Source organism: Zoogloea oryzae (genome assembly GCF_030161255.1).
Classification (GTDB): Bacteria; Pseudomonadota; Gammaproteobacteria; order Burkholderiales; family Rhodocyclaceae; genus Zoogloea; species Zoogloea oryzae.
The window spans coordinates 1-21,541 of record NZ_BSPX01000023.1 but is presented as its reverse complement, the minus strand read 5'-3'; the positions used below and the strand labels follow the sequence as shown (position 1 = coordinate 21,541).

Annotated in this window: 14 protein-coding genes and 2 tRNA genes; 11 read left to right on the top strand and 5 right to left on the bottom strand. The window is 69.1% G+C overall.

The window, feature by feature from the left end; all coding sequences use genetic code 11:
* The first annotated feature begins 1 nt into the window (after position 1).
* A complete protein-coding gene (locus QQK25_RS09345) occupies positions 2-1,804 on the top strand; it encodes a bifunctional diguanylate cyclase/phosphodiesterase (RefSeq protein ID WP_284187676.1) in 1,803 nt (600 codons plus the stop codon).
* Here the strand turns inward: QQK25_RS09345 and QQK25_RS09340 are convergent.
* Positions 1,792-2,259: a hypothetical protein gene (locus QQK25_RS09340; protein ID WP_284187675.1), complete on the bottom strand. Its 468-nt coding sequence runs from the start codon at positions 2,257-2,259 to the stop codon at positions 1,792-1,794. The genes QQK25_RS09345 and QQK25_RS09340 overlap by 13 nt on opposite strands.
* Positions 2,260-2,404: 145 nt before the next feature.
* On the opposite strand from QQK25_RS09340, the gene QQK25_RS09335 reads away from it, so the two are divergent.
* The 4 genes from QQK25_RS09335 (at position 2,405) to QQK25_RS09320 (ending at position 5,692) form a co-directional block, all read left to right on the top strand.
* Entirely contained in the window at positions 2,405-3,709 is a 1,305-nt protein-coding gene (locus QQK25_RS09335) for an extracellular solute-binding protein (protein ID WP_284187674.1), read from the top strand.
* Between the two features lie 13 nt (positions 3,710-3,722).
* The gene (gene ugpQ, locus QQK25_RS09330; RefSeq protein ID WP_284187673.1) at positions 3,723-4,478 is read left to right on the top strand and encodes a glycerophosphodiester phosphodiesterase; all 756 of its coding nucleotides are present in this window, start codon (positions 3,723-3,725) and stop codon (positions 4,476-4,478) included.
* A 77-nt stretch (positions 4,479-4,555) separates the two neighbouring features.
* Positions 4,556-5,524, top strand: a complete 969-nt coding sequence (gene ispB, locus QQK25_RS09325) for an octaprenyl diphosphate synthase (protein ID WP_284187672.1) — start codon at positions 4,556-4,558, stop codon at positions 5,522-5,524.
* Positions 5,525-5,615: 91 nt separating this feature from the next.
* Positions 5,616-5,692, top strand: a tRNA-Pro gene (locus tag QQK25_RS09320).
* Positions 5,693-5,834: 142 nt separating this feature from the next.
* On the opposite strand, the gene QQK25_RS09315 is transcribed toward QQK25_RS09320, so the two are convergent.
* Positions 5,835-6,755: an AraC family transcriptional regulator gene (locus QQK25_RS09315; RefSeq protein ID WP_284187671.1), complete on the bottom strand. Its 921-nt coding sequence runs from the start codon at positions 6,753-6,755 to the stop codon at positions 5,835-5,837.
* Between the two features lie 344 nt (positions 6,756-7,099).
* Between QQK25_RS09315 and QQK25_RS09310 the strand changes: the two genes are divergently transcribed.
* The 4 genes from QQK25_RS09310 (at position 7,100) to QQK25_RS09295 (ending at position 11,423) form a co-directional block, all read left to right on the top strand.
* Entirely contained in the window at positions 7,100-7,558 is a 459-nt protein-coding gene (locus tag QQK25_RS09310; RefSeq protein ID WP_284187670.1) for a (2Fe-2S)-binding protein, read from the top strand.
* A 10-nt stretch (positions 7,559-7,568) separates the two neighbouring features.
* Entirely contained in the window at positions 7,569-9,773 is a 2,205-nt protein-coding gene (locus QQK25_RS09305) for a xanthine dehydrogenase family protein molybdopterin-binding subunit (RefSeq protein WP_284187669.1), read from the top strand.
* A 72-nt stretch (positions 9,774-9,845) separates the two neighbouring features.
* Positions 9,846-10,844, top strand: coding sequence for an XdhC family protein (locus QQK25_RS09300; RefSeq protein WP_284187668.1), 999 nt, complete (start codon positions 9,846-9,848; stop codon positions 10,842-10,844).
* Between the two features lie 3 nt (positions 10,845-10,847).
* Complete coding sequence (locus QQK25_RS09295; protein ID WP_284187667.1) at positions 10,848-11,423, top strand: nucleotidyltransferase family protein; 576 nt, start codon at positions 10,848-10,850, stop codon at positions 11,421-11,423.
* Positions 11,424-11,432: 9 nt separating this feature from the next.
* Here QQK25_RS09295 and QQK25_RS09290 read toward each other — a convergent pair whose 3' ends face one another.
* On the bottom strand, positions 11,433-14,291 hold the full coding sequence (locus tag QQK25_RS09290; protein ID WP_284187666.1) for an ATP-binding protein: 2,859 nt from the start codon (positions 14,289-14,291) through the stop codon (positions 11,433-11,435).
* 250 nt (positions 14,292-14,541) lie between these two features.
* Between QQK25_RS09290 and QQK25_RS09285 the strand changes: the two genes are divergently transcribed.
* Positions 14,542-14,721, top strand: a complete 180-nt coding sequence (locus QQK25_RS09285) for a hypothetical protein (RefSeq protein WP_284187665.1) — start codon at positions 14,542-14,544, stop codon at positions 14,719-14,721.
* Positions 14,722-14,888: 167 nt separating this feature from the next.
* Positions 14,889-14,965 (top strand) — tRNA-Pro (locus QQK25_RS09280).
* 77 nt (positions 14,966-15,042) lie between these two features.
* On the opposite strand, the gene QQK25_RS09275 is transcribed toward QQK25_RS09280, so the two are convergent.
* Together QQK25_RS09275 and QQK25_RS09270 are read right to left on the bottom strand one after the other, a co-directional pair.
* On the bottom strand, positions 15,043-16,197 hold the full coding sequence (locus QQK25_RS09275) for a hypothetical protein (protein WP_284187664.1): 1,155 nt from the start codon (positions 16,195-16,197) through the stop codon (positions 15,043-15,045).
* Positions 16,198-16,214: 17 nt separating this feature from the next.
* The coding region (locus QQK25_RS09270; RefSeq protein WP_284187663.1) for an eCIS core domain-containing protein at positions 16,215-21,541 on the bottom strand (5,327 nt) is incomplete at its 5' end.

Sequence of the window (21,541 nt, the reverse complement as noted above, 5' to 3'; positions counted from 1 at the left end):
CATGGTTTCGCCCTTTGACCGCCATTACAGCTACGTCGTCGATGATGACGTGCTGAAGCGTCTGCTCCTCCGCTACGGCCTCGGCCAGGGCGAGCAGGCGGCGGTCCGGGCCTTCGGGCGCATCGTCGACGCGTCGGACATGGCCCAGGCGCTGCTGGAGCGGCTCCATCTGGCCGATGCGGGTATTTCCGACGGCACGGTCGAGCCGGCGCTGCGGGATTTCTGCAAGGATCTGGCGCGCATCTCCGAGTGGGATTTCACGCCGGGCTGGCCGGCGGGCCTCGCCGCCCGCTGGGCCGAGTGCTACCTGGCGGGCGCGGTGGCGGAGTTCCCGTTCGTCGCCATCGAGGCACTCATCGCCCTATGCCAGCAGCGCCTGTTTGGCGAGCGGGCGATGGTTTATCGGCTGGAGCTCGACATCCTCAACGCGCTGGTGCGCCTCGGCTGGTGTCTGGGCGGCCTGCTGTCCGACGTGGCCATCGAGCACGAGCAGTCCTTCCGCCTGTCGGCCGAAGATGGCGACCCGGTGCTGGGGATTCCCAACCGTCGGCGCTTCCTGATGCTGCTCTCCGACCGCCTCGACAGGATCGGCGCCGGCCGGCAGCTCGGGCTGGTGATCGTGCAGGTGGAGTGGGGCCGTTCGGCCGACGTGCTGGCCCTCGACGAGCGCGACCAGCTGCGCCTCGCCCTGTCGGAGGTGATGCGCTCGATGCTGCGCCCCAGCGACATCCTGTGCGCCCTGGGCGATGACGCCTGGGCGGCGATTCTGCCCGATCTGCATCACCCCGCCCAGGTTTCGCTGGCCGGCCACAAGCTGGTGGACGCCTGCGAGGTGCTGCGCTCCAATAACTTCCCGGCCCTGCGCGGGCGCTTTTATTCCGGCGGCGCCTGGGCACCCGAACACGCTGGCGACCCCCTCGGCCTCGAGCAGGCTGCCCGCGCCGCGCTGGTGGTCGCCCGTTCCACCGGCCAGCCCTTCGACGTCTACGGTGGCGAAGTGGTGGTGCGCGCCGAGGACGACGCCAATTTCGAGATGGAAGTCGCCCGGGCCCTCGAAGCCCAGCATTTCCAGCTCTACCTGCAACCCCAGGTCGAACTTCCGTCCCGCCGGGTGGTGGGGGCCGAGGCGCTGCTGCGCTGGGCCCGGGCCGACGGACGCGACGTGCCGCCACCCGAGATCCTGCGGGTGGTCGAGCGCATCGGCCTGATGCCGGTGCTGTCCCGCTGGGCGATCCAGCAGGCGGCGCAGATCCTCGCCGCGCTGGCTACCGCCGGCTGTGGCGTGCGGGTGTCGGTGAACATCGTGGCCGAAGATCTGCGGGATTCCGAACTCCCGATCTTCATCCGCCAGACCTGCGACACCTGGCGCGTGGCCCCGTCACGGCTGTGCTTCGAGATCACCGAAGGCGGGCTGGTGTCGGGCGAGGGCATGTCGGTGCGCACCCTCGAGGCCCTGCGCCAGGGCGGTGGCCGGTTGGCACTGGATGATTTCGGCACCGGCTACTCGTCGATGGACTACCTGCGGCGCCTGCCGGTGAGCGAGGTCAAGCTCGACAAATCCTTCGTCGAGCGCATCACCGCGTCTGACAACGACCGGGCGATCGTCGAGCTGATGGTGCGCATCGCCCACACCTTCGGGCTGGAGGTGGTGGCCGAAGGCGTCGAGACGGCCGAGACCGAGGCGGTGCTGCTGGAGATGGGCTGCAACTGCGCCCAGGGCTACCACTACGCGCCGGCGATGTCGGTGGATGATTTCGTGATGTGGTGGAAGACGTCCGGGGAGGGCGTCGCTCACTCCGCCTGACGGCGGCGTTTGCGGGGCGTTTCCGGCTCGGCGGCCGGCGCTTCATCGGCCTTGGCGTGGCCCCCGTCGGCGGATTCGCCCTCAGCGCCGGATTTCTTTTCCCCTTCGTCGCCCCCTTCGCCCTTGGCGTGCTTTGCCTTGGCCGGCTTGGCGGCGCCCGGCGGCGGAGGCGGGGGAAGCTGCGGCGCGACCTCGGCGATCTTGTTCTCGGCCATGTAGTCGTTCATTTCCTTCCAGCCGGCAAAAACTGCCGCCCGCTGGGCGGTGGGGTTGAGGGTGAAGCAATCCTCGATGGCGCGCCCCGCATGCCGGCAGGCGCTGCCCACGGCCTTGCCATCCGCCTCCGACTGGGCCTCGGTCTTGGCCGGATCGGGTATGCCGAGGCGATCGCAGCCGGCTAGGGCGGCGGTGGCGATCACGAGTCCGAAAACAAGGGGCAGGGTGGGTCGGGTCATGGCGGGAGGGGCGATCAATGGGCGCTGCAAGGTCAACGGCGCCCTGGGGGCGGACTTGAACATTCGCTTTCAAACTGCCATCGAGATGCCCGGGACGGGCTTTATAATCCGCGGTTGTTCCGATCTATCCCCTGACACGACTCCCATGATCAAATTCAGCCGTACCGCCCTGTGCGCAGCCATCGCCGGTCTGTGCGTCAATGCCGCCGTCGCCGCCCCCAAGAAGCCTGCCGCCAAGGCCGAGGCGCCCAAGGCCGCGGCCGTTGCCGACGTCGCGGCAACCGAGATCGAGCTGGTTCATAGCCTCGGCGCCGACAAGGGCGCGCAGCTCCAGAAGCTGGTCGACCGCTACAACGCCAGCAACCCGACTGGCCCGAAGATCGTCATCCACGACCGCGCCTGGAACGCCGGCGCCACGCCGCACCTGATGATCCTCGGCGAGCGCGATCTGCCTGCCTTCCTGTCTGGCCCGCAGCGCTATCGTCCGCTCCATCAGGTCATGAAGGAAGCCGGCGTGGCGATGGAAACCCTGCGCGCCCCGGCGATGATGACCCCGACCCCGTTCGACGCCCAGAAGCGTCTGATCGCGCTGCCGGTGGGTCTGTCCACTCCGGTCATGTACTACAACAAGGACGCCTTCAAGGCTGCCGGCCTCGATCCGGAAGTCCCGCCCAAGACCTGGCAGGAACTCCAGGCCGCCCTCGGCAAGGTCGTGGCCAACGGCCAGGCCTGCCCCTACACCACCACCCAGCCGGCCTGGATCCTCGTCGAGAACATGAGCGCTTGGCACAACGAGCCGGTCGTCACTGAAGGCAAGAAGACCTCCCTCGCCATCAACGGCATGCTCGAAGTCAAGCACGTGGCGATGCTCTCGTCCTGGTACAAGGCCCGCTACCTGCAGCTCTTCGGTCGTGACGAAGAGGCCATCGAGCACTTCTCGAACGGCGAGTGCGCAGTGCTGACCGCCGCGTCCGGCGTGTGGCCGACCCTGCAGCGTCAGGCCAGCTTCAAGGTCGGCGTCGCCACGCTGCCCTACCACGAGGAATACTACGGCGCGCCCCAGAACACCCTCGCCGATGGCCCCGCCATGTGGGTTGCCGCCGGCAAGAAGCCCGCCGAGTACAAGGCTGTCGCCCGCTTCGTCAATTTCTGGCTGACCGGTGAAAGCCAGGTCGAATGGCAGCGCAACGCCGGTTACCTGCCCCTCAACCGCGCGGGCCTGCTGGCTTCCGAGAGCCGCCTGCTTGCAGCCGATCTGGTCAACATCCACGTTGGCGTGAAGCAGCTCACCAACAAGCCGGTGACGGCCGCCTCCAAGGCCAGCGCCTACCCGCAGCGCGCCGCGGTGCGCCGCATCATCGAAGAAGAACTGGAATCCGTGTGGGAGGACCGCAAGCCTTCCAAGCTCGCCCTCGACACCGCGGTGGCCCGTTCGCGCACCATCGACTGAGCGTTTGTCCGGCATGTCCGACTGGGGTTGGCCCGGCCTGATCGCCCACCGCTGCGGCGGGGCGCTCGCGCCGGAAAACACCCTGGCCGGGCTTGGCATCGCCGCCCGGCTGGGCTGCGTCGCGGTCGAGTTCGACGCGATGCTCTCGGCGGACGGGGTGCCGCTCCTGATCCACGACGAAACCCTCGACCGCACCGCCGGCGTGCCGGGCTGCGTGGCCGCAATGCCCGCTGCCGCGCTGCTCGCCACCGATGTGGGCGGCGTGTTTCATCCGGCGTTTCGCGGCGAGACCATTCCCCGCCTGATCGACGCCCTGGCACGCTGCCGGGCGCTGGGGCTCGCGGCCAACCTCGAGATCAAGCCCGCGACCGGCGTCGAGATCGAGACGGGTAGGGTGGTGGGTGAGCTACTGGCGTCGATGGCGCCGACGCAGCGCCCCGTGGTGCTGCTCTCGTCCTTCTCGGCGGATGCGCTACGGATCGCGGCCGGCTGCGTGCCCGACATTTCCCGTGCCTTCCTCGTCGAAGCCTTCGACGACACGGCCATCGACACCGCGCTGGCCCTTGGCTGCCAGTCGCTCAACCTCTCCCGGCAAGGGCTTTCGGCCGCGCATGTGGCGGCCGTGAAGAAGGCCGGTCTGCGCTGTCTTGTGTACACCGTCAATCAGCCAGACGAAGCCCGCCGGCTCGCCGCGTGGGGCGTGGATGGCGTGTTTTCCGACCGCCCCGATCTGTTGCTTCCGGTTTCAGCCTGCCAGAATCCGGCCTGATCGGCCTTGATCCGGTTGGCTTGACTCGATGGCAGCATCGCCCCTAACATCGCGTTTTTCCTATTCCGGGCAGTGCCTTGTCTCTCTCGCAGCTCTACGCGCCGATCGCCGAAGACATGAAGGCGCTCGATGCCGTCATCCGGGATCGTCTCTACTCCGACGTCGTTCTCATCCGCCAGGTCGCCGAGTACATCATCGGCAGCGGAGGCAAGCGCCTGCGTCCGGCCATGGTGTTGTTCACCGCTGGCGCCGCCGGATATCAGGGTAGCAACCACCGCGAGCTCGCGGCGGTTGTCGAGTTCATCCACACCGCCACGCTGCTCCACGACGACGTGGTCGATGAATCCGACCTGCGCCGTGGCAACAAGACGGCCAATGCCATGTTCGGCAACGCCGCCTCGGTGCTGGTGGGCGATTTCCTGTATTCCCGTGCCTTCCAGATGATGGTCGGCGTCCAGAACATGCGCGTGATGCAGGTTCTGGCCGACGCCACCAACGTGATCGCCGAAGGCGAAGTGCTGCAGCTGCTCAACTGCCACAACGCCGATGTCGAGGTAGAAGACTACCTGCGCGTGATCCGCTACAAGACCGCCAAGCTCTTTGAAGCCGCCGCGCGTCTCGGGGCGATCCTCGGCGGCCTGTCCGCCGAGAAGGAAGAGCAGGTTGCGGCCTTCGGAATGCACATCGGCACGGCGTTCCAGTTGATCGACGACGTGCTCGATTACTCCGGCGACGAGGCTGACACCGGCAAGCACATCGGCGACGACCTCGCTGAAGGCAAGCCCACGCTGCCGCTCATCCACGTGATGAAGCACGGCAGCCCGGAACACGCGGCCTGTGTGCGCAGCGCCATCGAAAACGGTGGCCGTGACGATTTCGCCGCGGTGCTCACCGCCATCCGTGCAAGCGGTGCGATCGAAGCGACCCGCAAGGTGGCCGAAGCCGAAGCCCAGCTGGCCCTGGATGCCCTTGAAGCGCTGCCCCCTTCCGTTTTCAAGGACTCCTTGGTAGAATTGTCAAAGTTCGCAGTCGCACGGAAATATTGATGTTCGGCAGCTGTACGCCGGATTTCGATGTCAAGTGTGGCTGTTTTGTTTTAGCGCTGGTGATTGTTGCCAGTGTGAGCAGTAAAAGCGTCGGGGAATAGCTCAGCCTGGTAGAGCACTGCGTTCGGGACGCAGGGGCCGGAGGTTCGAATCCTCTTTCCCCGACCACTCATTCCCGCTGGGCCCGCCGGGGTCTGGTAGCAAAAATGGAGCATCGCCATTCTGGCCGTGCTCCATTTTTGTTTGTGTCGCCCGGGTTTCTTGGGCCGCTGCAGGCCGAATTCTTCCCCCGTTCTTCCTGGGGCTGCCTTCAGCGCATGCGCGCCACATCCCGCAGGGGCGGGGCGCCGAACAGGCGGCGGTACTCGCGGCTGAACTGCGACGGGCTCTCGTAGCCCACCCGGCGCGCCACGGAGGCGGCGTCGAGCGATTCGAGCAGCATCAGCTTGCGGGCTTCCTGCAGGCGGATCTGCTTCTGATACTGCAGCGGGCTCATGGCGGTGAGCGCCTTGAAGTGCTGGTGCAGCGTCGATTTGCTCATGTTGGCCGCGTCGGCCAGGGCCTCGATCGACAGGGGCTGGTCGAAATTTTCCTTGATCCACGCCACCGCCCGGGCGGTGCGGTGGCTCTGGCTGTCGGCGGCGGCAATGGCCCGCAGGCGCAGCCCCTGCTCGCCGGTTAGCAGGCGATACAGCAGCTCGCGCTCGTGCAGCGGGGCCAGCACCGGGATGTCGCGGGGCGTATCCAGCAGCCGGGCGATGCGCAGCAGCGCATCCATCACCGGCAGCGTCAGATCGCTCACCCCGAGCCCGAGCTGGCCGTTGCCCGGCGAGGGCGGGGCCAGTTGCAGGGTGCTGGCGAGCTCGGCGATCTTGTGGGCGTCCATGTCGAACACCGCGCACAGGTAGGGCTTGTCGGGCGTGGCCTCGGTGATCTGGCCCATCACCGGCAGGTCCACCGAGGTGATCAGGTAGTGCCGGCTGTCGTACTGGAAGTGCTCGTCGGCCAGCACGAGGCGTTTGCTGCCCTGCACGGCCACCGCCAGCACCGACCGGTACACCGCGCAGATCGGTGTGCTGGTGCTGGAGGCGCGGAACAGGCTGAGGCCCGGCACGGACGTCGCGGTGGGGCCGTCTTCGGTGCAATATCGTTCAATGATGTCGGCCAGCGCCTGGCGCGCGGCGTCGAGCGCGGCCGCCTCGGCGGGTGGCGGAAAGCCTGATGTGATCATGGTTTTTCCTTGCGGGGAGCGCATGGGAGATTAACCCCGCGCAGGGTGTGCGGTCACGTGTCGAAAACAAGTCTGGAGAATCAGGCAAGAATCTCACAGGATTCTGCAATGCCATCCAGCTTGCAGTGGGCTAAATTTCCGAGGGTGATGGTCGGGAATTATCCGGCGGAGAGGAGTGAGGAGTAAGGCGTGAGGAGACCGGGCTGAAACCCGTTGCGCTGGCTCACGCGAGCGCAACGGGATCAGTCAAGGCCCCTCCCTGCTTACTCCTCACTCATCCCCGTCCTACTGCCCGGCAACCCGACCCAGACAAGAACCACTCGTACCCCCTTCGGAGATTGAAAATGATCCAGCTCACCGTGAACGGCAAGCCCCACAAGGCCGACGTCGACGCCGACACCCCGCTACTTTGGACGCTGCGGGATTCCCTGCTCCTCACCGGCACCAAGTTTGGCTGCGGCGCCGGCCTGTGCGGCGCCTGTACCGTGCATGTGAACGGCCAGCCGGTGCGTTCGTGCATCACGCCGGTGTCGGACGTGGCGGGCAAGAAGGTCACCACCATCGAGGCGGTGGATGGCTCCCGCGTCGGCAAGGCGGTGCAGGAGGCGTGGCGCAAGCTGGATGTCGTCCAGTGCGGCTACTGCCAGTCCGGCCAGATCATGAGCGCCGTGAGCCTGCTCTCGACCAACCGCAAGCCCACCGACGCCGACATCGACACCGCGATGGCGGGCAACCTGTGCCGCTGCGGCACCTACGTGCGCATCCGCGCTGCCATCCACGAAGCCGCCAAGGCCCTGGCGTAAGGAGCCCAGCATGACGACCGAACGCCACAACCCCATCGAGAACCTCTCCCGCCGCGGCTTCCTGCAGGGCGCCGCGGGCCTCACCCTCGGCCTCGCCGTGCCCGGCATCGGCCAGGCGGCCAAGCCGGCTGCCAGCGGCGCCGCGACCGCTAGCTTTGCGCCGACGCCCTTCCTGCGCATCGGCGCCGACAACTCCGTTACCGTGATCTCCAAGCACCTGGAGATGGGGCAGGGCACCTACACCGGCCTCGCCACCATCGTCGCCGAAGAGCTCGACGCCGCCTGGTCGCAGGTGAAGGTCGAAGGCGCGCCGGCCGACGCCAAGCGCTACAACAACCTGTTCTTCGGCGCCGCCCAGGGCACCGGCGGCAGCACCGCGATGGCCAACTCCTGGGGCCAGATGCGCCAGACCGGCGCCACCGCCCGGGCGATGCTGGTCTCCGCCGCGGCCAAGCGCTGGAACGTGCCGGCCGCCGAGATCAGCGTGGCCGAAGGCGTGGTGCGCCACGCCGCCAGCGGCCGCAAGGCGAGCTTTGGCGAGCTGGCCGAAGCCGCCGCCCTCGAGGCCGTGCCGGCCCAGGTCACCCTCAAGAACCCGAAGGATTTCCGCCTGATCGGCAAGCGCGCGCCCCGCAAGGACAGCGCCGCCAAGACCGACGGCTCGGCGCAATTCACCCAGGATCTGCACCTGCCCGGCATGCTGGTGGCGGTGGTCGCCCACCCGCCGCGCTTTGGCGGCAAAGCGAAGTCGGTGGATGCGAGCAAGACCAAGGCCATCAAGGGCGTGGTGGATGTGGTGACGGTGCCTGCCGGCGTCGCCGTGCTGGCCCGCGACACCTGGACGGCCAAGAAGGGCCGCGACGCGCTGGTGGTTGAGTGGGACGACAGCGCCGCCTTCAGGCTGGGCTCCGACGAGATCCTCGCCCGCTACCACGAGCTGGCCGGCAAGCCGGGCCTCGTGGCGCGCACCCAGGGCGACGCCCCTGGCGCCATCACTGGCGCAGCCAAGGTCGTCACTGCCAGCTACGACTTCCCGTATCTCGCCCACGCGGCGATGGAGCCGATGAACTGCGTCGTCCAGCGCACCGCCGACGGCCTTGAAGTGTGGAATGGCGAGCAGTTCCAGACCGTCGACCAGGCCACGCTGGCCGCGATGTTCGACCTGCCCCCCGAGAAGGTGACGATCCACATGCTCTACGCCGGCGGCAGCTTTGGCCGGCGCGCGTGCACCCAGTCCGACTACCTGCGCGAGGCCGCGTCCATCGTCAAGGCCAGCGGCACCCGCGCGCCGGTCAAGCTGGTGTGGATGCGCGAGGACGACATGAAGGCGGGCTACTACCGCCCGATGTTCCACCACCGCATCGAGGCGGCGCTGGACGCCGACGGCAGCATCAGCGCCTGGCGTCACCGGCTGGTGGGCCAGTCGATCATCACCGGCTCGGCCTTCGAGTCGGTGATGGTGAAGGACGGCATCGACGCCGTGTCGGTGGAGGGCGCGGCCAACCTGCCCTACGCCATCCCCAACCTGCAGGTGGAGCTGCACACCCCCAAGGACATCGGCGTGCCGGTGCTGTGGTGGCGCTCGGTGGGCTCGACCCACACGGCGTACTCCACTGAAACCTTCCTCGACCGGCTCGCCGCCGAGTCGAAGCAGGACCCGGTCGCGATGCGCCTCAAGCTCCTCGCCAAGCATCCGCGCCATTCGGCGGTGCTCAAGCTCGCGGCCGACAAGGCTGGCTGGGGCACCCCGCTGGCGGCCGGCAAGCCGGGCGAGCGGCGCGGGCGCGGCGTGGCGGTGCATGAATCCTTCCACTCCTTCGTCGCCCAGGTGGCCGAGGTGACGGTGGCCGCCGACGGCAGCGTGAAGGTGGATCGCATCGTGTCGGCAGTGGATTGCGGCATGGCGATCAACCCGGACAACGTGCGCGCCCAGGTGGAAGGCTCGGTGGGCTTCGCGCTGTCGGCCGCGCTGCATGGCGAGATCACCCTGAAGGATGGCGTGGTGGAGCAGGGCAACTTTGGCGAGTACGCGCCGATCCGCATCAACGAGATGCCGAAGGTGGAGGTGCACATCGTCCAGTCCGCCGAAAACCCCACCGGCATCGGCGAACCCGGCGTGCCGCCGGTGGCGCCGGCGGTAGCCAACGCGATCGCCGCGGCCACCGGGCGGTGGCTCACCCGGCTGCCTTTCCAGGCCGATGCGCTGAAGGCCTGACGATGACTGCTGCGCGTTGCGGGGGCGGCCTCGGTTGCCCTCCGCACGCGCTTTGCCGAAAGGAGGCAAACCATGGATAGCCAGGATCTGCAGGTGCTCGCAGCCCTGCGCCGCTGGGCTGCCGATGGCCACCGGGCGGCGCTCGTCACCGTGGCCCGCACCTGGGGCTCGGCGCCGCGTCCGGCGGGCGCCTGGATGGCCCTGCGGGATGATGGCCGGGTGCAGGGCTCGGTGTCCGGCGGCTGCATCGAGGACGATCTGGTGGCCCGGATGCTCGATGGCCGCATCGCCGGTAGCCGGCCCTTCGTGCTCACCTACGGCGTGACCCGCGACGAGGCGGCGCGCTTTGGCCTGCCCTGCGGTGGCACGCTGGAGTTGGTGGTGGAGCCGGCGCCGGACATGGCCCGGCTGGCCGATCTGGCGGCCCGCATCGAGGCCGGCCAGCTGGTTCGCCGCGATGTGGACATCGACACCAGCACCGTGGCCGTCGCCGACGCCTGCCGCGGCGAAGCCTTGGGCTGGGACGGGCGGCGCCTGTCCACGATCCACGGGCCGCGCTGGCGGCTGCTCATCATCGGCGCCAGCCAGATCGGGCGCTACCTCGCGCCGATGGCCCAGGCGCTGGATTACGCGGTGAGCGTGTGCGACCCGCGGGAGGAGTATTCGGCCGAGTGGGACGTGCCCGGCGCGCCGCTGGTGCCCGGCATGCCCGACGACGTGGTGACGGCGATGCTGCCCGATCCGCACACGGCGATCGTGGCGCTCACCCACGACCCCAAGCTGGACGACATGGCGCTCCTCGAAGCGCTCAAGTCGCCGGCTTTCTACGTGGGGGCGCTGGGTTCGCGGGTCAACAACGCGACCCGGCGGGCCCGGCTGCTGGAGTATTTTGACCTGTCGGAAGGCGAGGTCGAGCGGCTCCGCGGCCCCATCGGCCTGCCCATCGGCAGCCGCACGCCGCCAGAGATCGCAGTGTCCATCCTCGCCGAGATGACCGCGGTGAAGAACGGCGCGGCCGTGATCCGCCCCGAACCCGCCACGCCGGCCAGCGCCGGCTGCGGGTTGGGCTAACCGGTGGCGCGGATCGTCGGGCTGTTGCTGGCGGCGGGGCAGGGGCGGCGCTTCGGCGCCGACAAGCTACGCCAGCCGCTGGCGGACGGCACGCCGGTGGCGGTGGCAGCCGCGCGTGCTCTCAAGGCCGCGTGCCCCGATTGCATCGCGGTGCTGCGCCCGGAGCAGGATGAACTCGCCGGGCTGATTGAAGCCGAGGGGCTGGCGGTGATCCGTTCAAACGCCGCCCGGGACGGCATGGGCCACAGCCTGGCCGCCGGCGTTGCCGCAAGCCGGGACGCCGACGGCTGGCTGGTGGCGTTGGCCGACATGCCGCGCATCCGCGTCGACACCCATCTTGCGGTGGTTGGAGCCATCGCTGGTGGCGCCGCGCTTGCGGCAACAATCTTCGCTGGCCTGCGCGGGCATCCGGTGGGCTTTGCGGCGCGCTGGCGCGATGCACTCGTGGCGCTGGAGGGCGACGAAGGCGCCCGTTCGATCATCCGGCGCAACACCGACTTGCTGCACGCCATCGAGACCGACGACCCCGGTGTGCTGCAGGACGTGGATACGCCGGCCGATCTGGCGGCGCTGGGCTGAGGTGCCGGGTCAGCCCAGCCAGCGCAACAGCGTTTCGAACAGGATTTCCGGCTCCACCGGCTTGGCGATGAAGTCGTTCATGCCGGCCTTGCTGCAGCGCTCCCGGTCTTCGTCGAAGGCGTTGGCGGTCATCGCGATGATGGGCGTCAGGCGGTGGGCGGGCAGGGCGCGGATGCGGGTAGTGGCTTCGAGGCCGCCCATTTCGGGCATCTGCATGTCCATCAGGATGGCGGCGTAGCCCGATTCAGACGCTTTTTCGAGGGCGATCCGGCCGTTCTCGGCCAGATCCACCACCAGCCCGGTTTCACTCAGCAGCTCCAACGCGACTTCCTGATTCACCAGATCGTCTTCCACCAGCAGGATGCGCGCGCCGGCGTGGCGGCTGCGGAGCCCGGCCTCGGCGCCGGAGGGCGCGAGGGCCAGATGTTCGACATGCCCGGTGCCGACCTCGAGAGTGGCGGAGAACCAGAACAGGCTGCCCACGCCCGGGGTGCTTTCGACGCCGGCGTCGCCGCCCATCAGCCGGGCCAGGCGCTGGGTGATGGCAAGGCCGAGCCCGGTGCCGCCGTACTTGCGGGTGGTGGAGGCGTCCACCTGCCGGAAGGGCTGGAAGAGGTCGGGCAGCTTGTCGGCGGGGATGCCGATGCCAGTGTCTTCCACCTCGAAGCGCACGTGCAGGCGGTCGCCGTCGCGGGCCTCGAGCCGGCTGCGCAGGGTGATGGTGCCGGCGGTGGTGAACTTGACCGCGTTGCTGGCAAAGTTGAGCAGCCCCTGGCGCAGGCGGGTCGGGTCGCCCACCAGTTGGGGTGGCACGTCGTCGTAATCCACCCGCAGCTGCAGGCCCTTGGCCTCGGCCGATTCGGCGATCAGGGAGCGCACGTAATCGACGATCGAGCCCAGGTGGAAGGGTGTGTGTTCCAGCACCAGCTTGCCGGCCTCGATCTTCGAGATGTCGAGGATGTCGTTGATGATCGCCAGCAGGTGGTGGCCGGCGTCCTCGATCTTGTCGAGCCGGTCGGCCTGTTCGGGCAACAGCTGGCCGCGCCGCAGGGCATGGGTGTAGCCGAGAATGGCGTTCATCGGCGTGCGGATCTCGTGGCTCATGTTGGCCAGGAAGGAGCTCTTGGCCACGTTGGCGGCGTCGGCGGCGTCCTTGGCGGCTTTGAGGGCCGCCTCGGCTTCGCGGATCAGGGTGATGTCGGTGAAGGTGGCGATGAAGCCGCCGTCCAGCAGCTGGCCACCGATCAGCAGGTTGCGCACCTGGGCATCCTTGCTGGTGACCTGATACTCGATGCTGTCCAGCATGCCGCCGGCAGCGGCGGCCCGGTCGAGGGCGGCGTTCCAGGTCTCCTGAACCTGCCTGCGGTAGGCCGGGTTGGGGTAGGCGCGCTGCCACCAGTCGGCAAGGGTGGGAATGTCGGACGGCTGGTAGCCGAACAGCTCGATGAAGCGCTGATTGATCGACTCGATGTGCTCGCCCTTGCAGTAGGCCAGGGCGACCGGCGCGGCGTTGAACAGGGCCTGGAAGTGGCGGGTGCTCTCGGCGATGAGCACCGACTCTTTGGCGGCCAGCAGGGCGCGCTCGGCCTCGCGGCGCTCGGTGATGTCCCGGGACAGGATCAGCACCCGCGGCTCGCCGCCTTCGGTGCGCTTGCGGGCGGCGGAAAGCTCGAACCAGTGGTCGCTGCCACCCAGGTCGAGCCGGATGGTGCGACCGTAGTCCTGGCCGTTGGCGGCCGCAGCCTGGATCGCCTCGACCACCGTGCAGGCCGCCGAGGCCGGCAGTACGGTCGAGACATGCAGGCCGATGAGGTTGCTGCGCGAGGCCGCCAGCAGTTCGTCCTGGTTGCTGAAGACGTTGAGGTAATGCCCGCCCGCGTCGAACTCGAAGAGCAGGTCGGGGATCGCCTGCAGGGTGGCGGCGAGGCTTTGCTCGGCTTCGCTGGCGGCGGCGTGGGCCTGGCGCAGTTCGTTGAGGGTGGCGTTGAGGGTCTGCGTCTTGCTGGCAACCTGGCGCCGCAGGGTCATGTTCCAGACAATCAGCAGCAGGCCGGTGCTGCCCGCCGCGATCAGCCCCCAGATGACGTAACGGCTGTAGCTGCCGAGATCCAGCGGTGTGCCGAACCACTTCTTGCGCAGGGCCGCGTCTTCGGCCGGGGTGATGGCGGCCATGCCCTGCTCGACGATCTGCAGGGTGGCGGTGTTGCCCTTGCGGGTGGCCCGCCGGAACTGGCCCTGGTACAGGTCGAAGGCCTTGCGGAAGTCGGCCTGGGCATGGGCCTTGTAGAGGTAGAAGTTGGCCGGAATCTCGTCGAGGCAGAACAGCTTGATCTCCTGGCGCTGGGCGGCGGCGATCAGTTCGGTGTAATTGGGGTACTCGACGAGGGTGGTGATGCCGCTTGCGTTGAGCCGGTGGATGCACGCGTCGCCCGACTGAACGCCAATCTCGAAACCCTTCAGGGTGCTCACGCCGCTGATGCCGCCGATGGTGGTGTGGGTGTAGATCGCCACCGGCAGATCGGCATAGGGCGCCGAGAACTCGTAGAAGGGCTCGCGCTGAGGCGTGCGGTAGATCATGTCGATCACGTCGGCGCGCCCGTCGGCGATCATCCGCTGGGCCTCGGCCCAGTTGGTGGCGGTGAGGGTGACCTCGATGCCGGTGCGGGCCTGCCATAGCTGCCACAGATCCACCAGATAACCCTCGACCTTGCCGTCGGCGTTGCGGAAGAGGTAGGGCGGATAGTTGTCGTCGCTGACTACGCGGAGCGTGCGCGGCGCGGCATCGGCCGCCAGCGCATTGCTGGCCAGGCAGGCCAGAACAACAGCGATAAACCTGACGATGATCCGGCTGAGTGCTGAGACGGACATTTTTGCCTCGTCGGTCGGTGGAAGATGGTGCCGCGTCCGGCGACCGGGTTCGATGAGTCAGTGTTACTGGGGATGGTATTGCACTAGCAGGGGTCGGGTGTCGAGTTTGTCACGATGGCGGCGGCGATGCGCGTTGTTGCAGTGCAAAACGTGCTTGCGATTGTCTTGGAATGGTGGCTAGAATTACGTTGTGCGGTGCAGCATACTGTTTGCATCGCCATGTTTCAGTCATCAAGAAGGAAGGTTCATCATGCCCCACACCCATGCCCATTCGAAGGCCGAGGCCTGCCACGATGCGCTGGAGGCTTTCGAGCGCGAACATCACCACGCCCCGGATGCCCACGAAAAAGCCCGTCTCCTGTCCGAAACCGTGAAGGAATGGGAACACGAGGAAGTCGAGGCAACCCATCCGGGCACCAAGCTGGCCTGATCGCCGGCAGGGCGGAGCAAGGCTCCGGCTTGAATAAATGTGTCGATCTTCTTGCACCTTCTGCAGAGTTCGTACATAATCGCGGTCTTTCCAGGGCGCCACAAGCAATAACGGCGTTACGCGAAATACCTTGAAGCCTTGCAGATGCATGGCAGTCAGGGTCGAGTCGGGGAATAGCTCAGCCTGGTAGAGCACTGCGTTCGGGACGCAGGGGCCGGAGGTTCGAATCCTCTTTCCCCGACCAATAAATTCCCGTGAAAAAGCCACTCAGACGAGTGGCTTTTTCATTTTGTGCGTCCGGTTTGTGCCGGCCCGGCGGGTTCAGGGCAGATCAAGCCCCTTGCCCCAGGGCACGAGGGGCGGCAGACCGGGCGCACCCAGTACGCGCAGCAGCCCGGTGCCCGGCAGCTGGTTGTCGATGACCCGGGCGTCCCCCAGCCATTGGTCCGCCAGACTCGTCAGCGCGTCGGCCTGATCGTCGAGCCCCGCCGCGTGGAGCTGCATCAGGGCCGGCCCGATGGCCCTCACGATGCGCTCGTCCCGATCGGCCAGACCTTCCGTGTTCTGCCATGCGCGCTGCAGCCATGTCACGTTGGGCGTGCGGGCCAGTGCGGTCACCAGATCGAGGCCGGTTTCCGGGTCGGTGGAGTCGAGCAGGCGGTTGACGAGCGGGTGGGCGGCGGCGGGCAGTTCGAAACCCCAGCACAGGGCGGGCAGCCACACGGACACGTCGGCTTCTTCGTCGGACGTGGCCACCAGCGCCACCGCTGCTGCCGGATCGGCGACGAGCAGCCGGGCCAGCACGGCGACGGCGCCGACATACAGATCGCTCCGGGGGTAGGTTTCGGCGTAGCGCAGCAGGCGGGCGCGGGAGGATTCCGGATCGTGGCGGGCGAGATAGCGCAGGTGGGCGGTGCGGAACTGGGGGTGGCGGGCCAGGGCGTCGGGGGCCTCCGCCAGCGGCTGCCACAGGGCCTCGGCCGCGGGGCAGGGCTGTCCGGCATCCAGGCTGCGCAGGACGAGCTCGGCGATGGTGACGATGTCGGGCATCGACAGGGGCTGCCCGCGGGAAACATCCAGGCGCGCCAGCAGTTCGGCCGGTCGGCTGGTGCCGGCCAGCATCGCGCCGTTGAACCACGCGGCGGGATGGGCCAGCGCCACATCGAGCAGGGCGTCGGCATGGAGGTGGCCGCCCAGATGGCAGGCGTGGATGAGCAGCCGTTCCATGCCCGGGCGGGGCAGCCGGTCGTGGAGGAGCGCCGTGGCTTGCGTGGCGTCGTCGGCGGCCAGGGCTGCCGCCAGCCGGGCGTGGGTGTGGGCCGGCTCCGGCAGCGGGGGCGTGGCATGGCCGTGCAGGCCGAGTACCCAGGCTGCGGTTTCCACGTCGATCAGGGGCAGCATGAGCCCGGCCTGGGCCAGTTCGAGCATCTTCCAGGCAGCACTGGCGGCGGGGTGGGGCGTGGCGGCTGGGTTCATGGGGCGATGAGGTGGGTTCAGGGTTGGCGGACGGGCGCGTTGTAGCGCGCCTCGTCTTCGGGGCGCAGGCGCTTGAAGTCGGAGTGGCGGATGGCGATGGGCCGCGGGCCGAAGGCTTTGACCGCGTCGGCGTTGATGGGCATCACGACGGTGTACATGGCCGGGCCGCCGAAGGTGCCGTTGGCGCCCCAGCTGGATTTGCCGGCCCCCGTCACCACAGGATTGAGGCTGGCGTCGTAGCTGGCCTCGGGGTAGGTGTCGAACACGCCGCTGTCCAGGTAGCGGTAGGGGTTGGAGACCCCCACGAACTGGCGCTCCATCGAGCGGTTCATGCGTGTGTAATCCATCGTTCCCGCCTCGTCGCTGCGAAGTTGCATCAGCAGGCGGCGTTGTTCGCCGAGCTGGTGCGCGGTGGAGGTGAGTTTGCCGCCCTGGTCGGCCAGATCGCCCCGGCGCAGCGCGTTGATTTCCTCTTCGGAGAACGGACGGGCCTGAGAGGTGCCCGGCGCGGCGTTGCCTGCGTCGATGCGGGCGGCGAGGAGGGTGTCTTGCCGGGCACTCTGCTGCACGACCAACGCATCGATTTCGGTGCGGAAGATCAGGCCATGGTGGGTCCGGCGTTGTTCCATGGCGAGGAAGGCCGCGTTCACCTCGGTGTCGATCTCGAAACGCAGATTGGCGGGTACGAAGGCCGGTGCCGGCGGGCCGATGTCGGGCGCGGGCGGGGGCTGGACCTGGGACGGCGCGCTGCGGGCCTGGGTTGCCGCGGCCTGGAGCGCGGCTTCGGCCATGCGCAGCTGGTTGAACAGGTCGGGGTGGGCGTTGTTGGCGTCTTCCGCCGCCCGGGTGAGCGCGGCGAGGTCGTTCCACAGCGCGCGCTTGCCAAGATTGGGGAGCTGACTGGCCGCTTCGTTGATCTCGGCGTCGTAGGCGGCGCGCACAGCCCGCAGGCGGGCGAGGGCGGCCTGTGGCGAGATGTCCGACAGGGTGGCCTGGACGGGTAGCTCGTGGCCCGAGGCGCTGGCGAGCGCCACCTGGAGATTCAGGTCGCGCCGCTCCCGCTTTTCCAGCAGATTCACGTAACGGGCGCGGCCCGGGCTGCCTTCCGGGAGCATCGCGGTGCTGCGCGGGCCGCCGTGAGGGGCGAGGCGGTAGCGGGCGTTCTCAAGCGTCAGGTGGACGCGTTCGAGGTGGGTGAACAGCTTGGCGTGGTCGACCGGGGTGGTGTTGAGGAGCGACTCCACGGTGTCCAGCTCTTCGTCCAGGGTGGCCCACTGGGAGAGCCGGTCGATCTCGCCGGTGCCGGCCTTGCTCATGTCGAGCTTTGTGTCGATGGCCCGCCAGCGGGCGTCGAGGCTTTCGCGGTTCGGGTCGGGGTCGTTGCCCCGGGCTTCGGCGCGCAGGCGCGTGAATTCGGCGGCCTGCTGGTCGAGCACGGGCAGGCCGACCCAGGCGCCCCTGGCGTCGCCGTAGGCGGATTCGAACAGGCCGGTGAGTTCGGATTCCTTGGCGCTGAGATCGGCGCGCAGGTTGGCGGCGTCGCGCTGGGCTGAGGCGCGGAACGCACTCACGTCGGTCACGCCGAGCTGGCGCAGCTCTTCGTCGGTGCGCGCCTGCAGGCGCCGGTTGCCGATGAGGGCGCGGTAATCGCCCAAGACGCGGTTGATGTTCTGATTGACCTCGGTCACCGAGCCCGGCGGGTAGGATGCCCAGCGCTCGACGCGCTCGTCCAGCCCGAACAGGCTGAGGATCTTCTCGCCGGCCATGGTCACCGCAAGGCCGAGGCCCATCACCCCTGCCTTGATCAGCGGATGGCTGGGCATCTCGGCGCCGGCCACCATGATGCTCTGGCCGGCCATCATGCACAGCATGTTCACCGAGGCGTGGATGGCGGAGCTCGCCACCGCGGCGTTGCGTTCTTCGGCGCTGTGGTAGTCGGCCGTCGCGGCGGCGCCAACCTCGAACACCGCCAGCACCGCGAACTCCCAGGTGGCCACGCCGCCGCTGCCAGCGGCCGCCTGGCGCAGGCTGGCGGTGGCCATGCGCACGCCGATGTGCATGCCGTAGGCGGCGTGGGCGGTGTGCAGCAGGCGCTCGGGGACGCTGGCGTTGCCGTCCGGGCCACCGGCGATCGAGGTGACCGCCTCCTGCACCGAATGGATCACCATCATCGCGCCCATGGCCTGCCCGACGGCGTGGAAGCCGCGCACTGCCGCATCGGCGCCGGCCGGCGCAGTGCCGCCCATGCGGACGAACTCGGTACGGGTGATGCGGCCCTGAGCGTCGCGGCCGGTCATCACGTCGGTGTGGGCCTGGGCCTTGAGGGTATTGACGATGCCTTCCACGCGGGCCAGCTCGCCGCCGATCGTGGCCCGCTGGCCCTCGGCGGCGCTGCCCTGCCACTGCTGCAGCTGGTCGCGCAGGGCCATCGCCCGGGCGAGCACGTCCACCCGCCGGTCGGCCGGCACCTGGCCGGATTCCAGCGCCCGGGTCAGGTCGGCCAGTTCGCGGTACTGGCGGCCGAGGGCGTCCCGCTGGGCGGGCGGCAGGGCTTCGGCGGCGGTGGCCAGATCCCGCGGCATGGCGGCGAAGGCGGTGGGCAGGCTGATGGCCCGGCCGTGGTCGAGGGCCAGTTGCAGTCGGGCCTGTACCGTGGGATTGAGGGCCGCCTCGGCCGGCTGCACCTGGGCCAGGTCGGTCAGGATGTCGGTGGCGCTGCGTCCGCCGGGCGACATGCGGCTGCGGAATGCGGCCCGGTTGGTGGCAGAAGTGTGGTCGCGTCCGCCGGGGTTGGGCGCACGGGCATCCAGCAGGTCGGCCGCCGCCACGCCGCGCAGCTCTGCCAGCAGGGTTTCGATGCGGGTGATGTCGGCCTGCAGGGCCGTCTGGAGCTGGGCGGATGTGGCGCCCGGCTGCTCCAGCGCCTGGGCGGCAAACTCCGGGCTTTCGCCGACGGTGCGCAGGGCTTCGCGCAGCAGGTTGAGCCGGCGATAGGCAGCCTGCAGCTGGGGATCGGCGTTGAAGACCTGGATGCCGGTGCCGCCGGCCCCCGGCGCCGGGGCGTTGAGGCCGCGGTTGCTGTCGAGGGTGGCGGTGTCGGTGCTGTTGGTGCCGGTCGGCGCACCGGCAAAGACGACCCGCACGCCCTGGCGCTGCAGGTAGTCGAGCAGCGCGCCCTCCGAGCCCGTGCGGGTGGACGGGCCGTCGAAGGCAAAGCCCTCGCGGCTCTGGATCAGCAGGGTGAGCTCGCCGTTGCGCTGGAGGGTCTGCTCCAGCAGCAGGTTCATGCCCTCGATGTCGCCCGGCGTGCGCCCGGCGGCGCTGCTCAGGTGGTGGCCGAGCCCCGACACGACCCGCACGTTGCGCATCGCGTCGGCAAAGCCGGTGGCGCCCATGCCGTCGCGCAGGCCGGTGATGTCCTCGCCCCGGAAGTCGGCGAACACCGCGTGGCGGGTGGGCGAGCTCTCGTTGCCATGCACGTACAAAAAGCCCGCGCTGTCCTCCATCGGCGAGGGCACCGAGCGGCGGGCGCCGGTCGCCCGCGCGGTGTAGGCGGCGTCGAGATCCTGGTGGGCCGAGGCCCGGGCGTACACGTCGATCTGGCCCGCGCCGGTGCCGACCCGGGTGTGCTGGACCCCGCTGCCGCCCACGGCGATGGTCGGGTTCCAGCCTGAGCCGTAGCCCAGCCCCACCAGCACCGGATCGGCGGTGGTGGTGAGCTCCCGCAGCGTGCCGGCCTGGCGCCAGCCGCTGGAGGTGACCAGATCGGCGGCGCGGATGTTGTGGGCCTTGATGAGCTCGATCAGCTGGCGGGTGTGGTCATCGTGGACATGGGTGAGCAGGATCTGCTGGATGTTGGTGACGCCCAGTTGCGTCTGCATCTGGGCCACGGCGGCCATGGTGATGGCCCGTGGCCCGCCAGCGTCGATGAGGATCGACAGACCGGTGCCGAGGCGCGCCTGGGTGAGCCCTTCCTTGCCCACCGCCGGCAGCGCCAGCCAGGGCGTGATGGCCCGCGGGCTGGCGGGGGCGAGCCCCTGGGGGCCAGAGGCGTGAAGCCCGGGAACCGGGTCGTGCAGCGGCGCGGTGGCCGGCCGCAGCACAAAGCCGGCGGCGGGGAAGGTGGTGATCCGCCCGCCGCCATAGACGATCATCTGGCCCGGTGTCGGGTCGGGCTCCCAGGCCGAATCGGTGAGGTCCAGCGCGCCGCTGGCGTCGGCAGCAGGTGGGCTGCGGGTTTCGGAGGCCTCGTCGAGCACGGGGCTGGCGGCGCTACCGCTGTTGCGGGCGATGCCCACCGTGGTGCCGGCGAGCACCGGGTCGGTCGCCATGACCGATTGCAGGTAGGCGGCCCAGCGCTGGTCGCGCACGTCCTGGGTTGGCGCCAGGGGCTGGGTGCGTTCCCAGTCGCTGCGCTGGGTCTGCAGCTGGTCCCGCAGCGCACCTGCGTACCAGCTGCGGTAGCCCTGCTGGGCGGCCAGCACGGCGTTGATGCTGCCGTCGGTCTCCTGGGTGGCCGAGCCGCGGATCGAGAGAATCCCGACGCAGCCGGCCAGATAGGGCAGCAGGTGGCCCGACGGGGCCCCCGGGGCGAGCACCGCTTCGGAGATCGGCGTGCTGCCCACCAGGCCCACCAGCCGGTCGGCCATGGCCTCGCCGAGGGCCGGGGCGTCGGCGGACGACAGGCACTGCATGCCGGCGTCGAGCAGCACGGTGCCGCCACTGGTGTTGATCAGCACCACCGTGCCGGCGGCGGCCGTCTCGGTGTTGGCGGTGGCGGTCAGCACGTGCTCGCCGCGCTGCTCGATCACCTGGATCGGCCCGCTGGCCGTGAAGGCCGGGGCCAGCGGATCGATGACCCGCGGCGCCACCGGCCCGGCGGAGGTCATCGGTGGCTGCGACTGGGCCTCCAGCCAGGTTTCGAACACGGCGCTCGCCGGCGTGAGGAACACCTGCAGCCGCTGGGTGGACAGCACGTGCCGGTCGAGCGTCACGTGATGCACCGTCGGTGCGCCGGTGAGCTTGGGGCCCTCGACCTTCACCGAGATGCTCATGTTCGACGGCGCCTCGACGTTGGCCAGGGCCGGGTCGAGGACGAAGGTGCCCACCCGGGGCTCGCAAACCGGGCCGCTGGTGGCGTCGTCCGGATTGCGGCGTACGCCGCCGTGGCCCAGCGCGATGTGGCTCACCTCGTGGGCGAGGAGGCGTTCGCCCGCCGGGGTGTCGGGCGCGGGGGCGCCGGCACCGAGGACGATGGAGGGGCCGGCGGCAAAGGCGCGGGCCTGGATGTCCCGGGCAGCGGTTGCGGCGGGCTTGCCGGTGTGCAGCCGCACCGGCGCGAGAT

What these genes read in the sequence shown, in the direction of transcription:
- QQK25_RS09305 (WP_284187669.1), top strand. Translation starts at nt 7,569, where the DNA reads ATGACGACCGAACGCCACAACCCCATCGAGAACCTCTCCCGCCGCGGC.
- QQK25_RS09290 (WP_284187666.1), bottom strand. Translation starts at nt 14,291, where the DNA reads ATGTCCGTCTCAGCACTCAGCCGGATCATCGTCAGGTTTATCGCTGTT.
- ugpQ (WP_284187673.1), top strand. Translation starts at nt 3,723, where the DNA reads ATGTCCGACTGGGGTTGGCCCGGCCTGATCGCCCACCGCTGCGGCGGG.
- QQK25_RS09300 (WP_284187668.1), top strand. Translation starts at nt 9,846, where the DNA reads ATGGATAGCCAGGATCTGCAGGTGCTCGCAGCCCTGCGCCGCTGGGCT.
- QQK25_RS09345 (WP_284187676.1), top strand. Translation starts at nt 2, where the DNA reads ATGGTTTCGCCCTTTGACCGCCATTACAGCTACGTCGTCGATGATGAC.
- QQK25_RS09315 (WP_284187671.1), bottom strand. Translation starts at nt 6,755, where the DNA reads ATGATCACATCAGGCTTTCCGCCACCCGCCGAGGCGGCCGCGCTCGAC.
- QQK25_RS09310 (WP_284187670.1), top strand. Translation starts at nt 7,100, where the DNA reads ATGATCCAGCTCACCGTGAACGGCAAGCCCCACAAGGCCGACGTCGAC.
- QQK25_RS09335 (WP_284187674.1), top strand. Translation starts at nt 2,405, where the DNA reads ATGATCAAATTCAGCCGTACCGCCCTGTGCGCAGCCATCGCCGGTCTG.
- QQK25_RS09340 (WP_284187675.1), bottom strand. Translation starts at nt 2,259, where the DNA reads ATGACCCGACCCACCCTGCCCCTTGTTTTCGGACTCGTGATCGCCACC.
- QQK25_RS09285 (WP_284187665.1), top strand. Translation starts at nt 14,542, where the DNA reads ATGCCCCACACCCATGCCCATTCGAAGGCCGAGGCCTGCCACGATGCG.
- QQK25_RS09275 (WP_284187664.1), bottom strand. Translation starts at nt 16,197, where the DNA reads ATGAACCCAGCCGCCACGCCCCACCCCGCCGCCAGTGCTGCCTGGAAG.